The following is a 16,354-nucleotide window of genomic DNA, read 5'->3' as shown; positions in this document are numbered from 1 at the left end:
TTTGCTCTCCTCAATGTCTTAGATTTCTTTTACTTTGACTGAAATCTTCCGGTTTTCTTTTTTGCTTGATTGTTTATACAAGATGAGGATGCGTCCAATTTTTTGAACCGTATCCACACCGATTTCTTCTTCCAAGATTTCCGCTACTTCATGGATATTCTCGTCCGTATTTTGAAGGAGGGTGACCTTGATCAGTTCGCGAGCGTCTAGTGCTTGGCGAACACTGGTTTTGATTTGATCGTTAAGCCCGTTTTTCCCGATTTGGATAATCGGTTTGAGGCTGTGGGCTTGGCTATTGAGGAAAGCCCGTTGTTTAGATGTTAATGTCATGTTTTTTCATTGTTTCTTTTTTGATACTTTTCTGATGTGGTGGCGGTCGTCAGCGACCTCCTAGCGGAGTTCCATGACTTAAATTTGAGCCTAAAGTCTCAAATTTTCCGCGCCTAAGTAGTAAAATATCTACTTAGGCTTTCACCACAGCGAAAAGTATCCTTTCTAGGCTCGTTGCACTCGCCCAGTCTATAAAGAAACTATTTCCTTTCAAATTTTTAAATAATAGCTTTGCGGGTAACGACGGCGACGCCTTCTGGTGCCCAGACGGCTACTTTGGCTTCTCCATTGACGCGGATCCAGCCGAGTCCTGAGATGACGAGATCTGTCTTGTCCTTGATGGTAAACTCATGAGAAACCAAGGGTGGGAATTCTTCTTTTTCTTTGCTATTAGGAGGTGTTAGTAGACCACCGACATGCTTGTCATAAAAGGCGGTCGCGCCATCTAGCTTGGTTCGGTGAAGCTTGAGGTCGTTGTCAAAGAAGGCGGTGAAGCCTTGCTTTTCCCCCTTAATAAAGTCAAAACGTCCCAAGCCACCCAAGAAAAGGGTTTGCTCTGGATTGAGCTGATAAGTCTTAGGCTTGATTTCCTTTTTAGGGCTGACATACTTAAGGTTTTTCGCCGTCAAGTAGTGGGCCATCTGGTGACGATGGATAATCCCTGGTGTATCGTAGATGTAGGACCCATCGTCCAGTGGGATTTCGATCTTGTCCAGTGTCGTCCCTGGGAAGCGAGAGGTCGTGATGATATCCTTGTCTCCAGTGATTTCTTGGATGATTGCATTAATGAGGGTCGATTTCCCAACGTTGGTCACACCCACCACATAGACATCACGTCCCTTGCGGTACTGTTCAATCTTTTCCATCAAGTCCTTGATCGCACTCTTGTTTTGAGCAGAGGTGAGGACCACATCGACAGGACGCATGCCTTCTTCGTGGGCCCGCTCCATCAACCAATGGGTCACCTTGCTATCCTTGACAGACTTGGGCAAGATATCTTTTTTGTTTCCGACCAAGAGGACATCATTTCCTGCTACAAAGCGTGGTAGTCCAGGGATAACGGAGCCATTAAAGTCAAAAATATCGACTACATTGACCACGAGTGCATCACTATCTCCTACTTCGTGAAGGAGTTTTAGGAAATCATCATCTGTCAGATGCACATCTGTGATTTCATTGTAGTGACGGAGACGGAAACAGCGTTGGCAATAGACTTCTCCTGTTTCCAAGCCCTTTTCAAGAGCTGATTGGGGAGTATAACCCAGCCCCTCTTTGTTTTCTGTCTGAATGGGCGCTCCACAGCCAATACAGAATAATTCTTCCATTCTTAAATTCCTTTTTTATATACAATTGGACCATATTTTTCGGCCATTTGCTTCATAACACGGCGTTCACGTGCCCGGTTGATCTGCGTCTTGATCGAGTCATGCTCGACCAAAGGCTTGACCAAGATCGAACGAATGCCTGCACGATGGGCAGCCCGGATATCCGTCATCAGTTGATCCCCGACCATGACCACTTCATTTTTCTCATAGTGAAAACGTCTGAGGGCACGATCAATCCCAAAGGTAAAGGGCTTGAGCGACCAGGCTTCATAGTCAATATCAAATTTCTCAACAGCGCGCTTAACCCGTTTGGGACTATTATTAGACACCACGATAACCCGAATCCCTCCATCACGAAGGTCGTGCAACCACTGGCGCATCTCAGGAGTTCCATCCGGATTATTCCAAGCAATCAAGGTATTATCCAAATCCACAAGGACTGCCTTAATACCCTTTTTTTTCAAGTCTGTAACGGTGAGATCATAGGCTGCTTCCACCGCAAAATCTGGTTTGTAATTTTCGATTGACACGTTTTTCTCCATTTTTTATACTCCTTTCATTGTAGCATAAAAAGGCCCATTTTGCACCCGCTTCACGACTAAAACAGCGACAGACTCCAATCAGGTCGCTTTCACTACTCAAAAAATAGACAAAATCCTTACAAAGTTCCAAAAACATGGTATAGTAGAAGAAAAAGAACTCGGAATTTTTTATGAAACAAACAAGCTTAAAAGAGGTCTCTCCTCTTCTCCAGCGCATCATTAATTGGTCGTCCATCATTGGTGCTCTTGGGACCTTGGCCTTTTGTATCTGGGCCTACTTTTCTGGTATCCTTCAATCCAAAGAAACCTTGTCAGCTTTTATTTTGCAAGCCGGAATCTTTGGACCACCTCTCTTTATCTTTCTTCAGATCCTTCAAACAGTGGTCCCTATTATTCCTGGCGCCCTGACATCTGTCGCTGGTGTCTTTATCTATGGCCACATCATTGGGACCATCTACAATTACATCGGCATCGTGATTGGCTGTGCCATTATTTTCCACCTAGCCAGAATGTACGGGCCTAAGTTCGTCCAATCTATGGTCAGTCAGAAGACCTACGACAAGTACATTGGCTGGCTCAATGAAGGCAAGCGGTTCGATCGCTTCTTTATCTTCATGATGATCTGGCCGGTTAGTCCCGCTGACTTCATCTGTATGCTGGCAGGTCTGACCAATATGACCTTCAAACGCTACATGACCATCATCATCCTCTGCAAACCCATCACCCTCGTCATCTACACCTACGGCCTGACCTATATCATCGATTATTTCTGGAAAATGGTCTAAAGCATAACACCACCCCTAAGACTAGGAGGTGGTGTTTTTGTAGTCCTATGAATAGTTTATTACTCTCTATTTCACAACCCAACCAATCGCATCTGCAGGAGGATTGTCCACATCAATCCAGATAAAGTCCATACCAATTTCACCGTTTTTGAATATAGATTAATTCTTTAATTGCTTCTTTCAACCAATTTCTGATACAATGAAAGAGGAGGAAAATCATGTCAAAAAAAATTATTCACGTTGTTGCAGCTGCTATTGAAAAAGATGGAAAAATCTTTTGTGCTCAGAGACCTGAAGGAAAAAGCTTGGGAGGCTTTTGGGAATTTCCAGGCGGAAAATTAGAGGCAGGAGAATCTCCTGAACAAGCGCTCATTCGTGAAATACAGGAAGAATTAAATTCTGAAATTGAAATTATCTCGTTTGTGAACGAGGCCTCCTATGATTATGATTTCGGGACTGTCGTTATGAAAACCTATCACGCCAAGTTACTCTCAGGAAACCTAGAGTTGTTAGAACACCAAAATTCTACTTGGCTAGCACCACATGAATTAAAATCGCTTAACTGGGCACCTGTCGATCGTCCAGCTGTAGAATTGTTAACAAAAAAATAAGAGGTATACCTCTTATTTTTTTGTTAAATAATCATAAAGTGTTGTAGGAACTTCATTGATCAGTTCAAAATTCATGGTCACTACAGGTGTTTCGCCATCTGGCATTATAGTTTCAAGAGCACTATCCTCAATATAACGGACTGGTCCAAGATAATAGAAATCACTTCCTTCACCATCCTCTTTTTTTATAAACAGGTGAAGTGTCAATCCAGTATCATTAGACTGCATAATCTCGGCTACTTCTTTTGACTTGAAACTCCTGTTGCTCCTAGAATACCAGTGAAAGACTTTATTTGATAAAAAACCATCTTGATACTGAGTTGTTTCAGTAATATCATCCTCTTTGTGATAAGTGACAAAAATCGGACAAGTTCCATGTTTAACCTTATAACCATAAACAGTAGAGCTCTCATCCTTATCCCAGTTGAGTAGTCTCACAGCGTCTTTACGAGAATACTTTTCCCCGATCGTCAACGGATTCTGTGGATACTTTTCAGAACGATAAAGACCCGTCTGAATGATATCTAATATAAAATCTTTATACTCCTTTGTCAGAAATTGAGCAAAATATGGTGAAAGTTGATAAATATTATTCTTGATAGCCAAAGCTGATACACCATACTTTTCCTGATCTCTTTTAACAAAAAAGCTATAGGTCAAGAAATTCTCAATAGACTTCAACAACTCATTAGAAGCTCCTAGATTCTCTTCTTTTAGGAATTTTTCAAAATCCGAACGCGAAATCTTTTCTTTTTCCAGCAAGAATTTTAAAAGATAAAGATCTGCTTTCCTCTTTCCATTTGATAACTCTTTACAAAGAAAAGTTAGAAATCCATTTAGCTCAGAAATTTTAACAAATGAATCATCCTTGTCAAAAGAATCGATAACTTCTCCATAATGATTAAAGCTATCAAAAAAGATGTATGGATCCAAAGTATCTAATTTCCAAAAATCACTTAATTTTGGAATACGGCCTAGCCGGTTCTTCGTCTCCATATAAGCTTCTTTCAACAAAACTTTATTTGATAAATTAGTATTAGTGATGGACTTAAAGATTTGTTCCTTAGCTACTTCTTCAAAATTGATGGTCGTCAATCCTTTTAGAATATTTGGTTCTCGAAGCTCTCGACGATAATTATCTTTATTCATCGATTTATCACCAAACAAAGCAATAGGAATTAGATAGTTATTCTTGTAATTTCCGATAAAATCGATAATGGTCACATATTCTTTGCTTTCATGCTTCCGTAGTCCTCGACCTAACTGTTGTACGAAAACAATGCTTGATTGAGTATTCCTCAACATCACAACCTGATTGACCGATGGAATATCAATTCCTTCGTTAAAAATATCTACTGTCAGAATGTAGTCTAGTTCTCCTTTTTCTAGTTGGGCAACGACTTCATTCCGGGTCTCCATATTATCTTCACCTGTTAAGGCTCGACAACGTTTCCCCTTTTGGTTTAGTTTGGATGCTAAGTCATGAGCTTCTTTCTTAGAGGAACAGAACATCAAGCCCTTCACTTTCTCTCCACTAACTCCATAAAAATCAATCTTTTTAATAATATGCTTCACGCGCTCTTCGGATGTTAAGTTTGCGATCGTAGTATTCTCATTGATTAACTGTCCTTCGACTTCGATATCCTTTACCCCAAAATAAATAAATGGGCAAAGCATATCATTATCCAGAGCATCTTGTAGACGGATTTCATAGGCGATATTATAATCAAATAGTTCATAAATATTTTGCCCATCAGTTCGTTCGGGAGTAGCTGTCATCCCTAAAAAAAATTCTGGTTGAAAATGCGCCATCACTTTTTTATAAGAATCAGCACCAGCCTTATGAACTTCATCTATCAGAATATAGTCAAAATAATCTCTTGAAAATAGGCCTAAATTCTGCTCACGTGAAAGGGTTTGGATAGTAGCAAACACATATTTTTTGCCCGTCAAATCATCCCCAGAGTGATAAATAAGAGCTTCTGCATCAGAAAACTGCAAGACCTTTTGAAAATCCGTTAACGATTTCTGTAGAATCTGCTCACGGTGAACAATGAAAAGCATTCTTTCTGGCTTAAACTGTTGAACATCAAAAGCTGATAGAAAGGTCTTTCCTGTCCCAGTAGCACTGATGACCAAAGCCTTCTTTTTCCCAGAATCACGAATCGCTTGCAAGCCTTTTAAGGCATCCTTTTGCATTTCGTTAGGACTAATCGTTTCACTCTGATATTGAGCCGTTTTCTCTTCGCGAATCTGATCCACTCGAATGACATTCTGACGTCTTCGCGCATAAGAAGCAATCTTTTCATCTGTCAAAAGATCAGACTTCTCCCAAATCTTGTCAAATTCAGCTTTAGTAGCTCGAATAAGCTCGCCATTATGGGTAGAGGTCAATTTAATATTCCACTCATAATTAATCTTGAGAGCATTGTGGGTCAGATTTGAACTACCCGAAATCAATACCTGCCTTCCCTCATGCTCAAAGAGATAAAACTTGGCATGCATCTGCAAACTCTCTGGGGTCAATCGGACTTCTACATTCTCTAACTTAAGTAATTCTTGCATCGCAACTGGATCATTAAAATCAAGATAAGGAGAAATCAGAATTTTTCCTTGGATTCCTTTATCCATCAGATCAGACAATTGCGACTTAATTAAGGCAATCCCAGACTGTGTAATAAATGCCACTGATATATAGAATGCCTTGCACTTGCTCAACTCCTCTTGCAAATCCGTCAAAACATATCGTTTCATTTCATGATCGTTGATCAAAATCTGCGGTGAATATCCACCCTCTTGATACTGGACATTATCCACAAATCCATATTTTAATGATTTAATAAGAGTGTCTTGAAATAAAGTTACGCCATCTGGCATAGATCGTCTCTTTTCTACCGTTATTTAATAGTTTCATTATACCAAAAAAACACGGCATTCCGCCGTGTTTCTATGTTTATTTCACCAACTTCTTCATCTCATCAATACGTGCGACGGTCGCGTCGTATTTAGCTTGGTAGTCGGCTTGTTTGTCGCGTTCTTTTTGGACGACTTCTGGTTTGGCATTGGCTACGAAGCGTTCGTTCGAGAGCTTCTTACCGACCATATCCAGTTCTTTTTGCCATTTAGCCAGTTCCTTGTCGAGACGAGCCAGTTCTTCTTCGACATTGAGGAGGTCTGCCAGTGGCAAGTAGATTTCTGCTCCTGTGATGACGCTTGACATAGCGAGTTCAGGTGCAGGGATGGTTGATGCGATTTCCAAGTGTTCTGGATTTGTGAAGCGTTTGATGTAGTTGACATTGCTGTTAAAGAAGGCTTCCAAGTCGCTATCGCTAGTCTTAACAAGAATGGTGATAGGCTTGCTTGGAGCAACGTTTACTTCGGCACGCGCATTACGAACAGCACGGATCAAGTCTTTGAGGCTTTCGACACCAGTGTGGGCAGCAAGGTCTTCAAAGGCTGGGTTAACAGTAGGGTATTCTGCTGTAACGATAGAGCCTTCTGAGATTTGTCCAAAGATTTCCTCTGTCACGAATGGCATGATTGGGTGAAGGAGACGAAGGATCTTGTCCAAAGTGTAAAGGAGAACAGAACGTGTGATGACTTTCTCTTCTTCGTTATCGCTATAAAGGACTTCCTTGGTCAACTCAACATACCAGTCTGCAAACTCGTCCCAGATGAAGTTGTAGAGGATGTGTCCAGCCACACCAAACTCAAACTTATCAAAGTTTTCAGTGACTTTTCCGATGGTTTCATTGAGGTTGTGGAGAATCCAGCGGTCAGTAACGTTTCCAGCTTCCTTGTTAACAACTTTTTCGACACTGGCAGTTGCTTGCTCAAGGGTCAAGCCTTCATTGTTCATGAGGATGTAGCGAGAGATGTTCCAAATCTTGTTAATGAAGTTCCATGAAGCATCCATTTTCTCGTAAGAGAAGCGCACGTCTTGCCCTGGTGCAGAACCGTTTGAAAGGAACCAACGAAGGGCATCGGCACCGTATTTCTCGATGACATCCATCGGATCAATCCCGTTACCGAGTGACTTAGACATCTTGCGTCCTTGCTCGTCACGGATGAGACCGTGAATCAGAACGTTTTGGAATGGTTGACGGCCTGTGAATTCCAATGATTGGAAGATCATACGAGACACCCAGAAGAAGATGATGTCGTAACCAGTTACCAAGGTTGAAGTTGGGAAGTAGCGTTTGAAGTCTTCAGAGTCGACATCCGGCCAGCCCATGGTTGAGAATGGCCAAAGGGCAGAACTGAACCACGTATCCAAGACGTCTTCGTCCTGAGTCCATCCGTCACCTTCTGGCGCTTCTTCACCGACGTACATTTCACCGTCAGCATTGTACCAAGCAGGGATTTGGTGACCCCACCAGAGCTGACGAGAGATCACCCAATCATGGACATTTTCCATCCATTGAAGGAAGGTATCGTTGAAACGAGGTGGGTAGAATTCTACCTTATCGTCTGTATCTTGGTTAGCAATGGCATTCTTAGCCAATTGATCCATCTTGACGAACCATTGCGTAGACAAGCGTGGCTCAACCATAACCCCTGTACGCTCTGAGTGACCAACTGAGTGGGTCATCTTCTCAATCTTAACAAGGGCACCAATTTCTTCTAACTTCTTGATAACAGCCTTACGAGCTTCAAAGCGGTCCATGCCATTGAATTCACCAGCCAATTCATTCATGGTGCCATCATCGTTCATGACGTTCACTTGCGGAAGATTATGACGTTGACCAACCAAGAAGTCATTCGGGTCGTGGGCAGGAGTGATCTTCACCACACCAGTACCAAATTCAGGGTCTGCGTGTTCGTCCCCTACGATTGGGATTGGCTTGTTCAAGATTGGCAAGATAACATTTTGACCAATCAAGTCTTTATAACGGTCATCATTTGGGTTAACCGCTACGGCTGTATCCCCAAACATCGTTTCAGGACGAGTTGTTGCTACTTCAAGGGCACGTGAGCCGTCTTCCAACATGTAGTTCATGTGGTAGAAAGCACCTTCAACATCCTTGTGAATCACCTCGATATCAGAAAGGGCTGTACGGGCTTTCGGATCCCAGTTGATGATAAATTCACCACGGTAGATCCAGCCCTTCTTGTAAAGCTCTACAAAGACCTTACGAACAGCTTTTGACAAGCCTTCGTCAAGCGTGAAACGCTCGCGAGAGTAGTCTACAGAGAGCCCCATCTTGCCCCATTGTTCCTTGATAGTCGTCGCATACTCGTCTTTCCATTCCCAAACTTTTTCAAGGAATTTTTCACGACCAAGGTCATAACGAGAGATACCGTCCTCAGCCAAACGCGCTTCTACTTTAGCTTGAGTGGCAATCCCAGCATGGTCCATACCAGGGAGCCAAAGCGTATCAAATCCTTGCATGCGTTTTTGACGGATGATGATATCTTGAAGAGTTGTATCCCAAGCGTGACCAAGGTGAAGTTTCCCAGTTACGTTTGGTGGTGGAATAACGATTGAGTAAGGCTTCGCCTTTTTATCGCCAGAAGGCTTGAAAACATCTTCGTCAAGCCATTTTTGGTAACGACCAGCCTCAACCTCGGCTGGATTGTATTTAGGTGAAAGTTCTTTAGACATGTGTGCGTCCTTTCTAGTTATTTCTTTTTAATGTTTATTTTGAGTTTCCCACTCACTCTTCAGCAAGCCATATCTCAAATCATCACAACGATTGCCTTGGGCATCTTTACGGTCTCTTATGCGAGCTTCGAGGGTAAAGCCAAGCTTTTCCGCGACTCGTTGACTTTGAAGGTTGTAACCAAAGCAAGACAATTCTATCTTGTGAAGGTTCAATTCTTTAAAAGCTAGATCAATCAAAGCACGCGTCGCTTCAGGCACATAGCTTCGCCCCCAATAGTCTGGGTGCAAGGTATAGCCAATCTCCAGCACATCGTCTTCATGGCGATGGTTGAAATCAACAGAGCCGATGATTTTATCGGTTCCTTTGACCACAATGCCGTAACCAGCTGGAAGATTTTCTTTTTGATTGCGATCGGGAAGGATATGCTCTAGGTAATAGATCTCGTCTTCCAAGGTCTTGACGGGTGGAAAACCTGCTGGGTAAGAGACTTCTGGAAGACTAGCGTAAGCATGGATGTCCTCTGCATCAGCCACTGTTCGGACTCGTAAGACCAGACGCTCCGTTTCGATTCGTTCTGGCAGTTCAGCTCTTGTCATTCTTCTTCCTCGCTTTCTTAATAAAGCTTCCCATGGGGTCGACTCGGTTATCTAGATAACGGTAAACGCGCTGATGGCCGTCCCCCATAAAGTAAGTCGGCGCAAAACGGTCATTTTTAAAATGCCCCTTGTCATCTAGGAGCTCTGGATCAGCCAGTCGCTCAAGAATCTTAGCAAAGATATGGCAGATGCCATCTTCCTCGATAATCCGATCTACCTGGCAATCCAAAACGACTGGACAAGCTTCTAAAATCGGAGCCTGAGTCCGTTCAGAAATCTCGTAGTCTAGCCCTAGGTGTTCCAACTTCTCCCGATGGCTGATAAACCCAGCCTGCTCCATCTCAAGCATAAAGTTTTCATCAGGGATGTTCACAGTGAACTGTTGATAATGCTTAATCTGGTCAGCCGCATTTTCCTCACTACCAACCCCGATGACCAGCCAATCTCCCAGGCTATAAGAGGAACTGCAGGTCGTGATATTGTGCCCAAAGTTCTTGTCCTGATACCCCAAGATGAAAATCGGAAAGCCATAGTAGAGTTTACTAGTGTTAAAAGATTGTTTCATGACAAGCTCCTTCAGCTAGGGTTGCAAAAAGAAAAATCGCCCCTGTCATCAATCTGACAGGGACGAATGTGTTAATCCGCGGTACCACCCAATTTCGGGCAATGCCCGCAACTTTGTTTATTTCATTTTCATCCATTAGCAACCAGTTTTGTCACATTTGTGGACTTCTCAGCACCGCCACTTTCTGTAAAATGTGGGATTCAAAACACCTCTAATAGGTTCATTTTAGCAAGTTTTCTTGGAAATAGCAAGAAATCACAAAAGCGATTATTTAAATTTAACGCCTAGTTCTTTCAATTTCTTGATTGTAGCTGGGCCGATTCCTTTAAGGGCCAACAACTCTTTTTCTGTCCAGTTTGCGAAGTCCGCAACAGAGCGAATACCTTCATCATAGAATGTTTGCGCACGATCAAGTGCCACACCTTCCAAACTTGCAGCAAATTCTTCCACTGAAGAAGCTGCTTGTTTCACTTCTTTCGCCACTGCTTTTGTAGCTTTCTCAACCTTTTTAGGTGCTTCTTTTACAGCTGCAGTTACAGTTGCGACAGCTTTTTTCAAAAGATGTCTATTTTGATGTTTGTATTGTTTCGCACGGTTTACGTTCTTCTTTGCCATTTTTCCTCCTAAATTCAGTGATCAATTCCTAAGGCAACAAGGTTTCATCACCATTATTCCATTCAAAAATCCGTTGATGTCATTTCAACTTTTTTATTGTATCACAATCCCCTAAAAAATCAAGTCATTGCTCAATTTTCAGGTAAATCTAGCTAGTAAAACGCCTTCAATAAGGCCATTTTAATATTTTCTTTCACCAAAGAGGCCATCTGGTAAATCATGAAATCCTTTTCCAGCATGGAAATTTTCAAACTTCCCTTGCAAGAACTGATAAGCGTCCAAACGGCTTTCATAGCGAATCATCGCGATTTTAGCTCGCTCATCCTGGTCTTCATCAAAAACCTTCTTACTCTCTTCTAGAGCCATTTCATTGATCATGACTTGAGTCTTGATCCACTCCTCAAACTCCTTCATAAACTCTGTTTCGTAACTCATCTTTACTCCATTCCTCTATAAAAATCCGTATCGATCTCCCGATAAGGTTGAATGTCCTGAACATATTCCAAGACACCTTGAAAATCTCCAGCTTCATCACGCACGGCTGCATAGGTGACATGGACAAATTTCCCACGCGATTCTGATTTGAACCACATTTCATACTTGTCTTTTTTCCCTTCACGAAGCCCTTGCATGATCGCTTTGACCTTCTCCAAATATTTCGGTGGGTGACACAGCTCAACATTGCGTCCTACCTGCGATGGCGTCCTCTTAAAAATCATTTCCTCAAAAGGCGCAGCATCATTGTAATATTGGAAAATATCATCCTTATTGACAAAGGTGATCTCCATCGGCAAATGATTCAAGATTAAATTCGCTTGCTCCACCGATAGAAAGCCATGGCCAAAAGCTTGTGGTTGCTGACGGTCGAAGCTCTCTTCTTTTTTCTTAGGCGTGAAGGTAATGGTCAATTGCCCCTCAGGAGTCTCAATGACCTGGCGTTGCTCATCGCCTTTTGAAGAAGGAAGTGGTTCAGTTGAACCTTCTGACTCTTTCGACGCTTCCTCCTTGAAGTCCACGCGTTTCGGCACCCATTTCTCACTTGGGAGAATAATGGCATAACCATAAGCATCACTTTCTTCTGCAATGGAGAGCCAGTCATCCTGGGTAAAGGCCTCCAACAAAATCATCAAGAGGATCGATTCTTCCTTGAAGATCATGCCCTCAAACTCTTGCGCAAAGGCTTCAAAGCGTTCCTTGACTTCAGAAATACTAGAATCCGGTAATATCTTGGCCGCATCCAAAATTTGCGCAAAGAGTTCCCGAATCTGGTCATCCACTCCCCACATCACTTTTGGTGGGGAATCATGCCCATATTTTTCCATAATCGGAAACATCAACTCTTCCTTACGACGGTAATGCCGATCAAATTGACCCACCAAGCCCAGCTGACGTAACAAGCCCTTCTGAATCTCCTGAATCATCTCAGGATCCTCAGTCGTCTCATAATTGTCTAGCAAGCGACGTACCCGCATCATAGCCGCACGAAGGGCTAAGTTCTCCTGTTTAAAGATTTGAACCGGATGACCTGGATGGTCGGTATCTGCAACTTCGACCCCTTGAACCGCATTTTTAAAGAGATTGGCATGGACATCACAAAGCTCCATCACATCTTCAAAAGTAACACCTGCATCGGAGTTCATCAGTTCATGCTCCATAAGAGAGATCTCAATCGCAGAAACCCCTGCAAAGGTCGCATCAAACCGTTCCTGAACCGACTCAGGGGAAGCTCCATGATGAAGCTCTAATAAGATATCTCTTAAGACGTGAATTCGTTCATCACTCATTAGTCTAGCCCCACTACTTCATAGCCATTAGCCTCTAGTGTTCTCACAATCTTCTCCATAGGAGTACCTTCTAATTTTGATCCTTGTTTTAAGGAAACCTTGCGCCCAACTGTATTGCGCATGATCGGATTGGCTAAGGGTTTAAAGCCCAACTCCACCAACAAATCCAATACCTCCGGATGTTGATCAATAACTTGAGCAACTGGAATCGATACATCAATAACATTGTCCATTTATTTATTTCCTCTACTTCTTCCCTTTATTCTCTCTCTGACGAGCCCGTTCTTCGCCCCACCAAAGAGGCATCAATTCACCTAAAGTAATGGTCTTGCGACTCTCATAATCCACCATAAATTCTAGATGACGATTCTCTGCATTTAGCTCAAGGAGAAATTCACGACAGGCCCCACAAGGCATCCCAGAACCTTCTCCATAAGGAGGCTTGTCTCGAAAAGCAATAATGCGCTTGACCTTGGTCTGTCCTGATTGTTGATACATGTTGAAAAGGGCCGCTCGTTCGGCACATAAATGAAAGACACCGCAGGTTCCTTCCATACAAAAGCCCGTAAAAATCTGACCATCTGCAGCCTCAACAGCAGCAACCACATGTCGAGCATAGACAAAATCTGAAACCTCTTGAGGCGCATAGAGAGCTTTCGCCTCAAGATAAAGTTTTTCCCAAATATCCATTCTTCTACTTTCACTTCTTCACTAACTTCACAACTGCTTCCGTCCTTGCAGTATGGGGAAACATGTCCACTGATTGAATATATTCAACCTGATAAACCTTCGTCAAAGCTACTAGATCCCGTGCCAAAGTAGAGACATTACAAGAGACATAGACCATCTTTTCAGGTGCATAGTGCAACAAGGTCTCGATTAATTTTGTCCCCAAGCCCGTACGAGGTGGATCCACGATCACAGCATTAGCCCGATAGCCTTCCTGGTACCAGCGAGGAATGATCTCTTCTGCTGTCCCAGCCTCATAGTGGGTATTCTCAAATCCCATCCGTTTGGCATTGTATTTAGCATCTTCAATCGCTTCAGGAATGATATCCATCCCCCGCACACTTTTTACTCTATTCGCAAAAGCAAACCCAATCGTTCCAACCCCACAATAGGCATCAATCAGGTGATCCTCTGGAGAAACATCTAGAGCCTTGACAGCCTCACTATACAATACTTCAGTTTGTTCCGGATTCAACTGGTAAAAGGCTCGAGGAGATAGGGAGAATTCATAATCCAAAACACCTTCCAAAATGGCCTCTTCTCCCCAAATAATCTGCGTTTGTTCCCCATAGATCTCACTGGAACGAGACGTATTTTTATTAACAGCAACTGTGACAATCTCAGGGTGTTTCGTGACCAAGTCTTCCACCAAATTCTTTACGTTAATCTGACGACTGGTGACCACAATGATCTGAACCTGCCCAGACTTCCGAGCCCGTCGAACCATCATGGTTCTGACACCCAGTTCTTTACGCTCATCAGCAATTGGAATCTGATAATAGGTCAATAAATCCGCTAGATCGTTGGCGATAGCTTGAATAACCGGATCTTGAACCAAACAATCTTTTAATTCCACCAAATAATGTGAATTTTGAGCATAGAGTCCTGCCTTCACCTGGCCTTTGAATTTCCTTGTTTGAAATTGCAATTTTGCCCGATAGTAAAGCGGCTCCTGCATTCCAATTGTCGGCCGAATATCATACTGTTCAAAGCCTTCAGGTGAGAACTTCTTCAAGGCCTGTTGCAATAAATCTGTCTTAAACTCCAGCTGCTTGTCATACTTCAAATGCATGATTTGGCAACCACCACAGGTCTCATAGATATCACACATGGGCGTCACACGAAACTTAGACGCCTTATTCACAGATAGGAGTTTGGCTTCCGCAAAATTTTTCTTGACACTTGTAATTTGGCAGAAGATATCTTCTCCCTTCAAAGCACCTGGTACAAAGACAAGTGTTTTTTTATAAAAGCCAATCCCTTCTCCATTAATTCCCATTCGTTTAATTTTCAAAGGAATTTTTTGTTTTACTTTAACGTTCATATCCCTATCTTAACACATTTTTCGGTATAATAAAAACATGAAAATTACAAAACTAGAAAAGAAAAAAAGACTCTACCTCCTAGAATTAGACAGTGATCAAAAACTTTATATTACAGAAGACACCATCGTCAAATATTTCCTTTCCAAAGAGAAAGAAATCAGTGAAGAGGAACTAAAAGAAATCCAAGAGTTTGCTCAATACTCCTATGGTAAAAACCTGGCCCTTTACCATCTTTCTTTTAAAGCTCGGACAACAAAAGAAGTCAGAGACTACCTGACAAAGTATGAGATTGAAAGTGGCATTATTGATAAAGTGGTCCAACACCTAAAAGAAGACAAGTGGTTAGATGATCGTCAATATGCAAGAAACCTGATAGAAGCCAACCTTCTCAGTGGCGATAAGGGTCCTATCTTATTACAACAAAAAATTCAACAAAAAGGGATCCCAAAATCTATCCTTCAAGAAATTCTTGCAGACTATGATTTTTCAGAAGTGATCGACCGTACCGCAATAAAACTCCTAAAAAAATACCAAGGAAAATACCCGTTAAAAGCCATTGAAACGAAAATCATCCAAGCCCTCATTTCAAAAGGCTTTGCTTACAACCAAGCAAAGATAGCATTCCAAAATCTCGAGCTCGAAACAGATGAAGAAACAACCAATGAGCTCATTCTAAAAGAGTTAGAAAAACAATACCGTAAATACAGTAAAAAATATGAAGGCTATGACCTCAAACAACGCTTGACTCAGGCACTAGCCAGAAAAGGCTACGATTATAGTGATATAACGTCAACCATTAGAGAATACTTAGATTCATAAACCAAATTGAAAATTAAATAGAAAAATAAGAAAAAATTTGAAAAAATATGATACAATATAGAGGATATACTTAGATTGTAGAAAGTTGGTAAGTTATGAAACTACCTAAAGAAGGCGACTTTATTACAATTCAAAGTTATAAACATGATGGCAGTTTACACCGTACATGGCGTGACACCATGGTATTAAAGATAACCGAAAATGCAATTATTGGAGTAAATGATCATACACTTGTTACTGAAAGTGATGGTAGACGTTGGATTACACGTGAACCAGCGATCGTATATTTCCATAAAAAATATTGGTTTAACATCATCGCCATGATCCGTGACAATGGTGTGTCTTACTACTGTAACCTAGCAAGTCCTTTTCACATTGACCAAGAAGCCTTAAAATATATCGACTATGATCTCGATGTCAAAGTCTTTACCAATGGTGAAAAAAAATTGTTAGATGTTGAAGAATACGAGCAGCATAAAGAAAAAATGCACTATTCAGATGACATCGACTTTATTTTAAAGGAAAATGTTAAGGTTCTAGTAGATTGGATAAACCAAAACAAAGGTCCTTTTTCTGAGGAATATATCAAAATTTGGTATAACCGTTATGTTGAACTGCGAAATAAATAAAGTTGGAAAGAGCGCAAGCTCTTTTTTCTTTTAACTTAATGAAAAAATACCTACAAAAAAGCCTAATGACAATCATTAGACTTTTTCGAAACA

Annotated in this window: 17 protein-coding genes; 4 read left to right on the top strand and 13 right to left on the bottom strand. The window is 41.8% G+C overall.

All coding sequences use genetic code 11. The annotated features are described in order from the left end of the window. Positions 1-18 precede the first annotated feature (18 nt). The 3 genes from yhbY to NMM13_RS03770 form a co-directional block, all read right to left on the bottom strand. Complete coding sequence (gene yhbY / locus NMM13_RS03780) at positions 19-330, bottom strand: ribosome assembly RNA-binding protein YhbY (RefSeq protein WP_006595720.1); 312 nt, start codon at positions 328-330, stop codon at positions 19-21. 218 nt (positions 331-548) lie between these two features. Further along, on the bottom strand, positions 549-1,655 hold the full coding sequence (yqeH, locus tag NMM13_RS03775; RefSeq protein WP_254728033.1) for a ribosome biogenesis GTPase YqeH: 1,107 nt from the start codon (positions 1,653-1,655) through the stop codon (positions 549-551). A gap of 2 nt (positions 1,656-1,657) precedes the next feature. After that, the gene (locus NMM13_RS03770; protein WP_368077074.1) at positions 1,658-2,185 is read right to left on the bottom strand and encodes a YqeG family HAD IIIA-type phosphatase; all 528 of its coding nucleotides are present in this window, start codon (positions 2,183-2,185) and stop codon (positions 1,658-1,660) included. Between the two features lie 182 nt (positions 2,186-2,367). On the opposite strand from NMM13_RS03770, the gene NMM13_RS03765 reads away from it, so the two are divergent. Beyond that, a complete protein-coding gene (locus tag NMM13_RS03765; RefSeq protein ID WP_003011758.1) occupies positions 2,368-2,982 on the top strand; it encodes a TVP38/TMEM64 family protein in 615 nt (204 codons plus the stop codon). Positions 2,983-3,200: 218 nt separating this feature from the next. Beyond that, positions 3,201-3,593 carry a (deoxy)nucleoside triphosphate pyrophosphohydrolase gene (locus NMM13_RS03760; protein WP_129268580.1) on the top strand — a complete coding sequence of 131 codons (393 nt, stop codon included), beginning with the start codon at positions 3,201-3,203 and terminating at the stop codon, positions 3,591-3,593. Between the two features lie 12 nt (positions 3,594-3,605). Here NMM13_RS03760 and NMM13_RS03755 read toward each other — a convergent pair whose 3' ends face one another. From NMM13_RS03755 to rlmD, 10 genes are all read right to left on the bottom strand, one after another. Continuing rightward, positions 3,606-6,470, bottom strand: a complete 2,865-nt coding sequence (locus NMM13_RS03755; protein ID WP_254728036.1) for a DUF3427 domain-containing protein — start codon at positions 6,468-6,470, stop codon at positions 3,606-3,608. Between the two features lie 76 nt (positions 6,471-6,546). Further along, positions 6,547-9,198, bottom strand: a complete 2,652-nt coding sequence (locus tag NMM13_RS03750; RefSeq protein ID WP_254728038.1) for a valine--tRNA ligase — start codon at positions 9,196-9,198, stop codon at positions 6,547-6,549. A gap of 27 nt (positions 9,199-9,225) precedes the next feature. Further along, the gene (locus tag NMM13_RS03745) at positions 9,226-9,795 is read right to left on the bottom strand and encodes a GNAT family N-acetyltransferase (protein ID WP_070673739.1); all 570 of its coding nucleotides are present in this window, start codon (positions 9,793-9,795) and stop codon (positions 9,226-9,228) included. Next, complete coding sequence (locus tag NMM13_RS03740) at positions 9,782-10,360, bottom strand: flavin reductase family protein (RefSeq protein ID WP_070673738.1); 579 nt, start codon at positions 10,358-10,360, stop codon at positions 9,782-9,784. Before NMM13_RS03740 ends, NMM13_RS03745 begins: the two co-directional genes overlap by 14 nt. A gap of 267 nt (positions 10,361-10,627) precedes the next feature. Then, positions 10,628-10,975 carry a helix-hairpin-helix domain-containing protein gene (locus NMM13_RS03735; RefSeq protein WP_003011968.1) on the bottom strand — a complete coding sequence of 116 codons (348 nt, stop codon included), beginning with the start codon at positions 10,973-10,975 and terminating at the stop codon, positions 10,628-10,630. 180 nt (positions 10,976-11,155) lie between these two features. Then, positions 11,156-11,410 carry a DUF1912 family protein gene (locus NMM13_RS03730; RefSeq protein ID WP_013903179.1) on the bottom strand — a complete coding sequence of 85 codons (255 nt, stop codon included), beginning with the start codon at positions 11,408-11,410 and terminating at the stop codon, positions 11,156-11,158. A gap of 2 nt (positions 11,411-11,412) precedes the next feature. After that, a complete protein-coding gene (locus NMM13_RS03725; RefSeq protein ID WP_070673737.1) occupies positions 11,413-12,759 on the bottom strand; it encodes a DUF438 domain-containing protein in 1,347 nt (448 codons plus the stop codon). Further along, entirely contained in the window at positions 12,759-12,992 is a 234-nt protein-coding gene (locus NMM13_RS03720) for a DUF1858 domain-containing protein (protein WP_003005810.1), read from the bottom strand. The genes NMM13_RS03725 and NMM13_RS03720 overlap by 1 nt, the downstream gene beginning before the upstream one ends. Before the next feature lie 13 nt (positions 12,993-13,005). Then, positions 13,006-13,449 carry a cytidine deaminase gene (locus NMM13_RS03715; protein ID WP_070673735.1) on the bottom strand — a complete coding sequence of 148 codons (444 nt, stop codon included), beginning with the start codon at positions 13,447-13,449 and terminating at the stop codon, positions 13,006-13,008. Positions 13,450-13,459: 10 nt separating this feature from the next. Then, positions 13,460-14,812, bottom strand: a complete 1,353-nt coding sequence (gene rlmD / locus NMM13_RS03710) for a 23S rRNA (uracil(1939)-C(5))-methyltransferase RlmD (protein WP_254728040.1) — start codon at positions 14,810-14,812, stop codon at positions 13,460-13,462. A gap of 37 nt (positions 14,813-14,849) precedes the next feature. On the opposite strand from rlmD, the gene recX reads away from it, so the two are divergent. Both recX and NMM13_RS03700 read left to right on the top strand, forming a co-directional pair. Further along, positions 14,850-15,632 (top strand): recombination regulator RecX, encoded by a 783-nt coding sequence (recX, locus tag NMM13_RS03705; protein ID WP_254728042.1) that lies wholly within the window; start codon positions 14,850-14,852, stop codon positions 15,630-15,632. 95 nt (positions 15,633-15,727) lie between these two features. Next, positions 15,728-16,261 carry a DUF402 domain-containing protein gene (locus tag NMM13_RS03700; RefSeq protein ID WP_003005798.1) on the top strand — a complete coding sequence of 178 codons (534 nt, stop codon included), beginning with the start codon at positions 15,728-15,730 and terminating at the stop codon, positions 16,259-16,261. Positions 16,262-16,354: the final 93 nt, after the last annotated feature.

It is taken from the genome of Streptococcus sp. CF8_St5-11 (assembly GCF_024295625.1).
GTDB lineage: Bacteria > Bacillota > Bacilli > Lactobacillales > Streptococcaceae > Streptococcus.
Note: the sequence above shows the minus strand (reverse complement) of the source record. Positions and strands in the feature narration are given on the sequence as shown.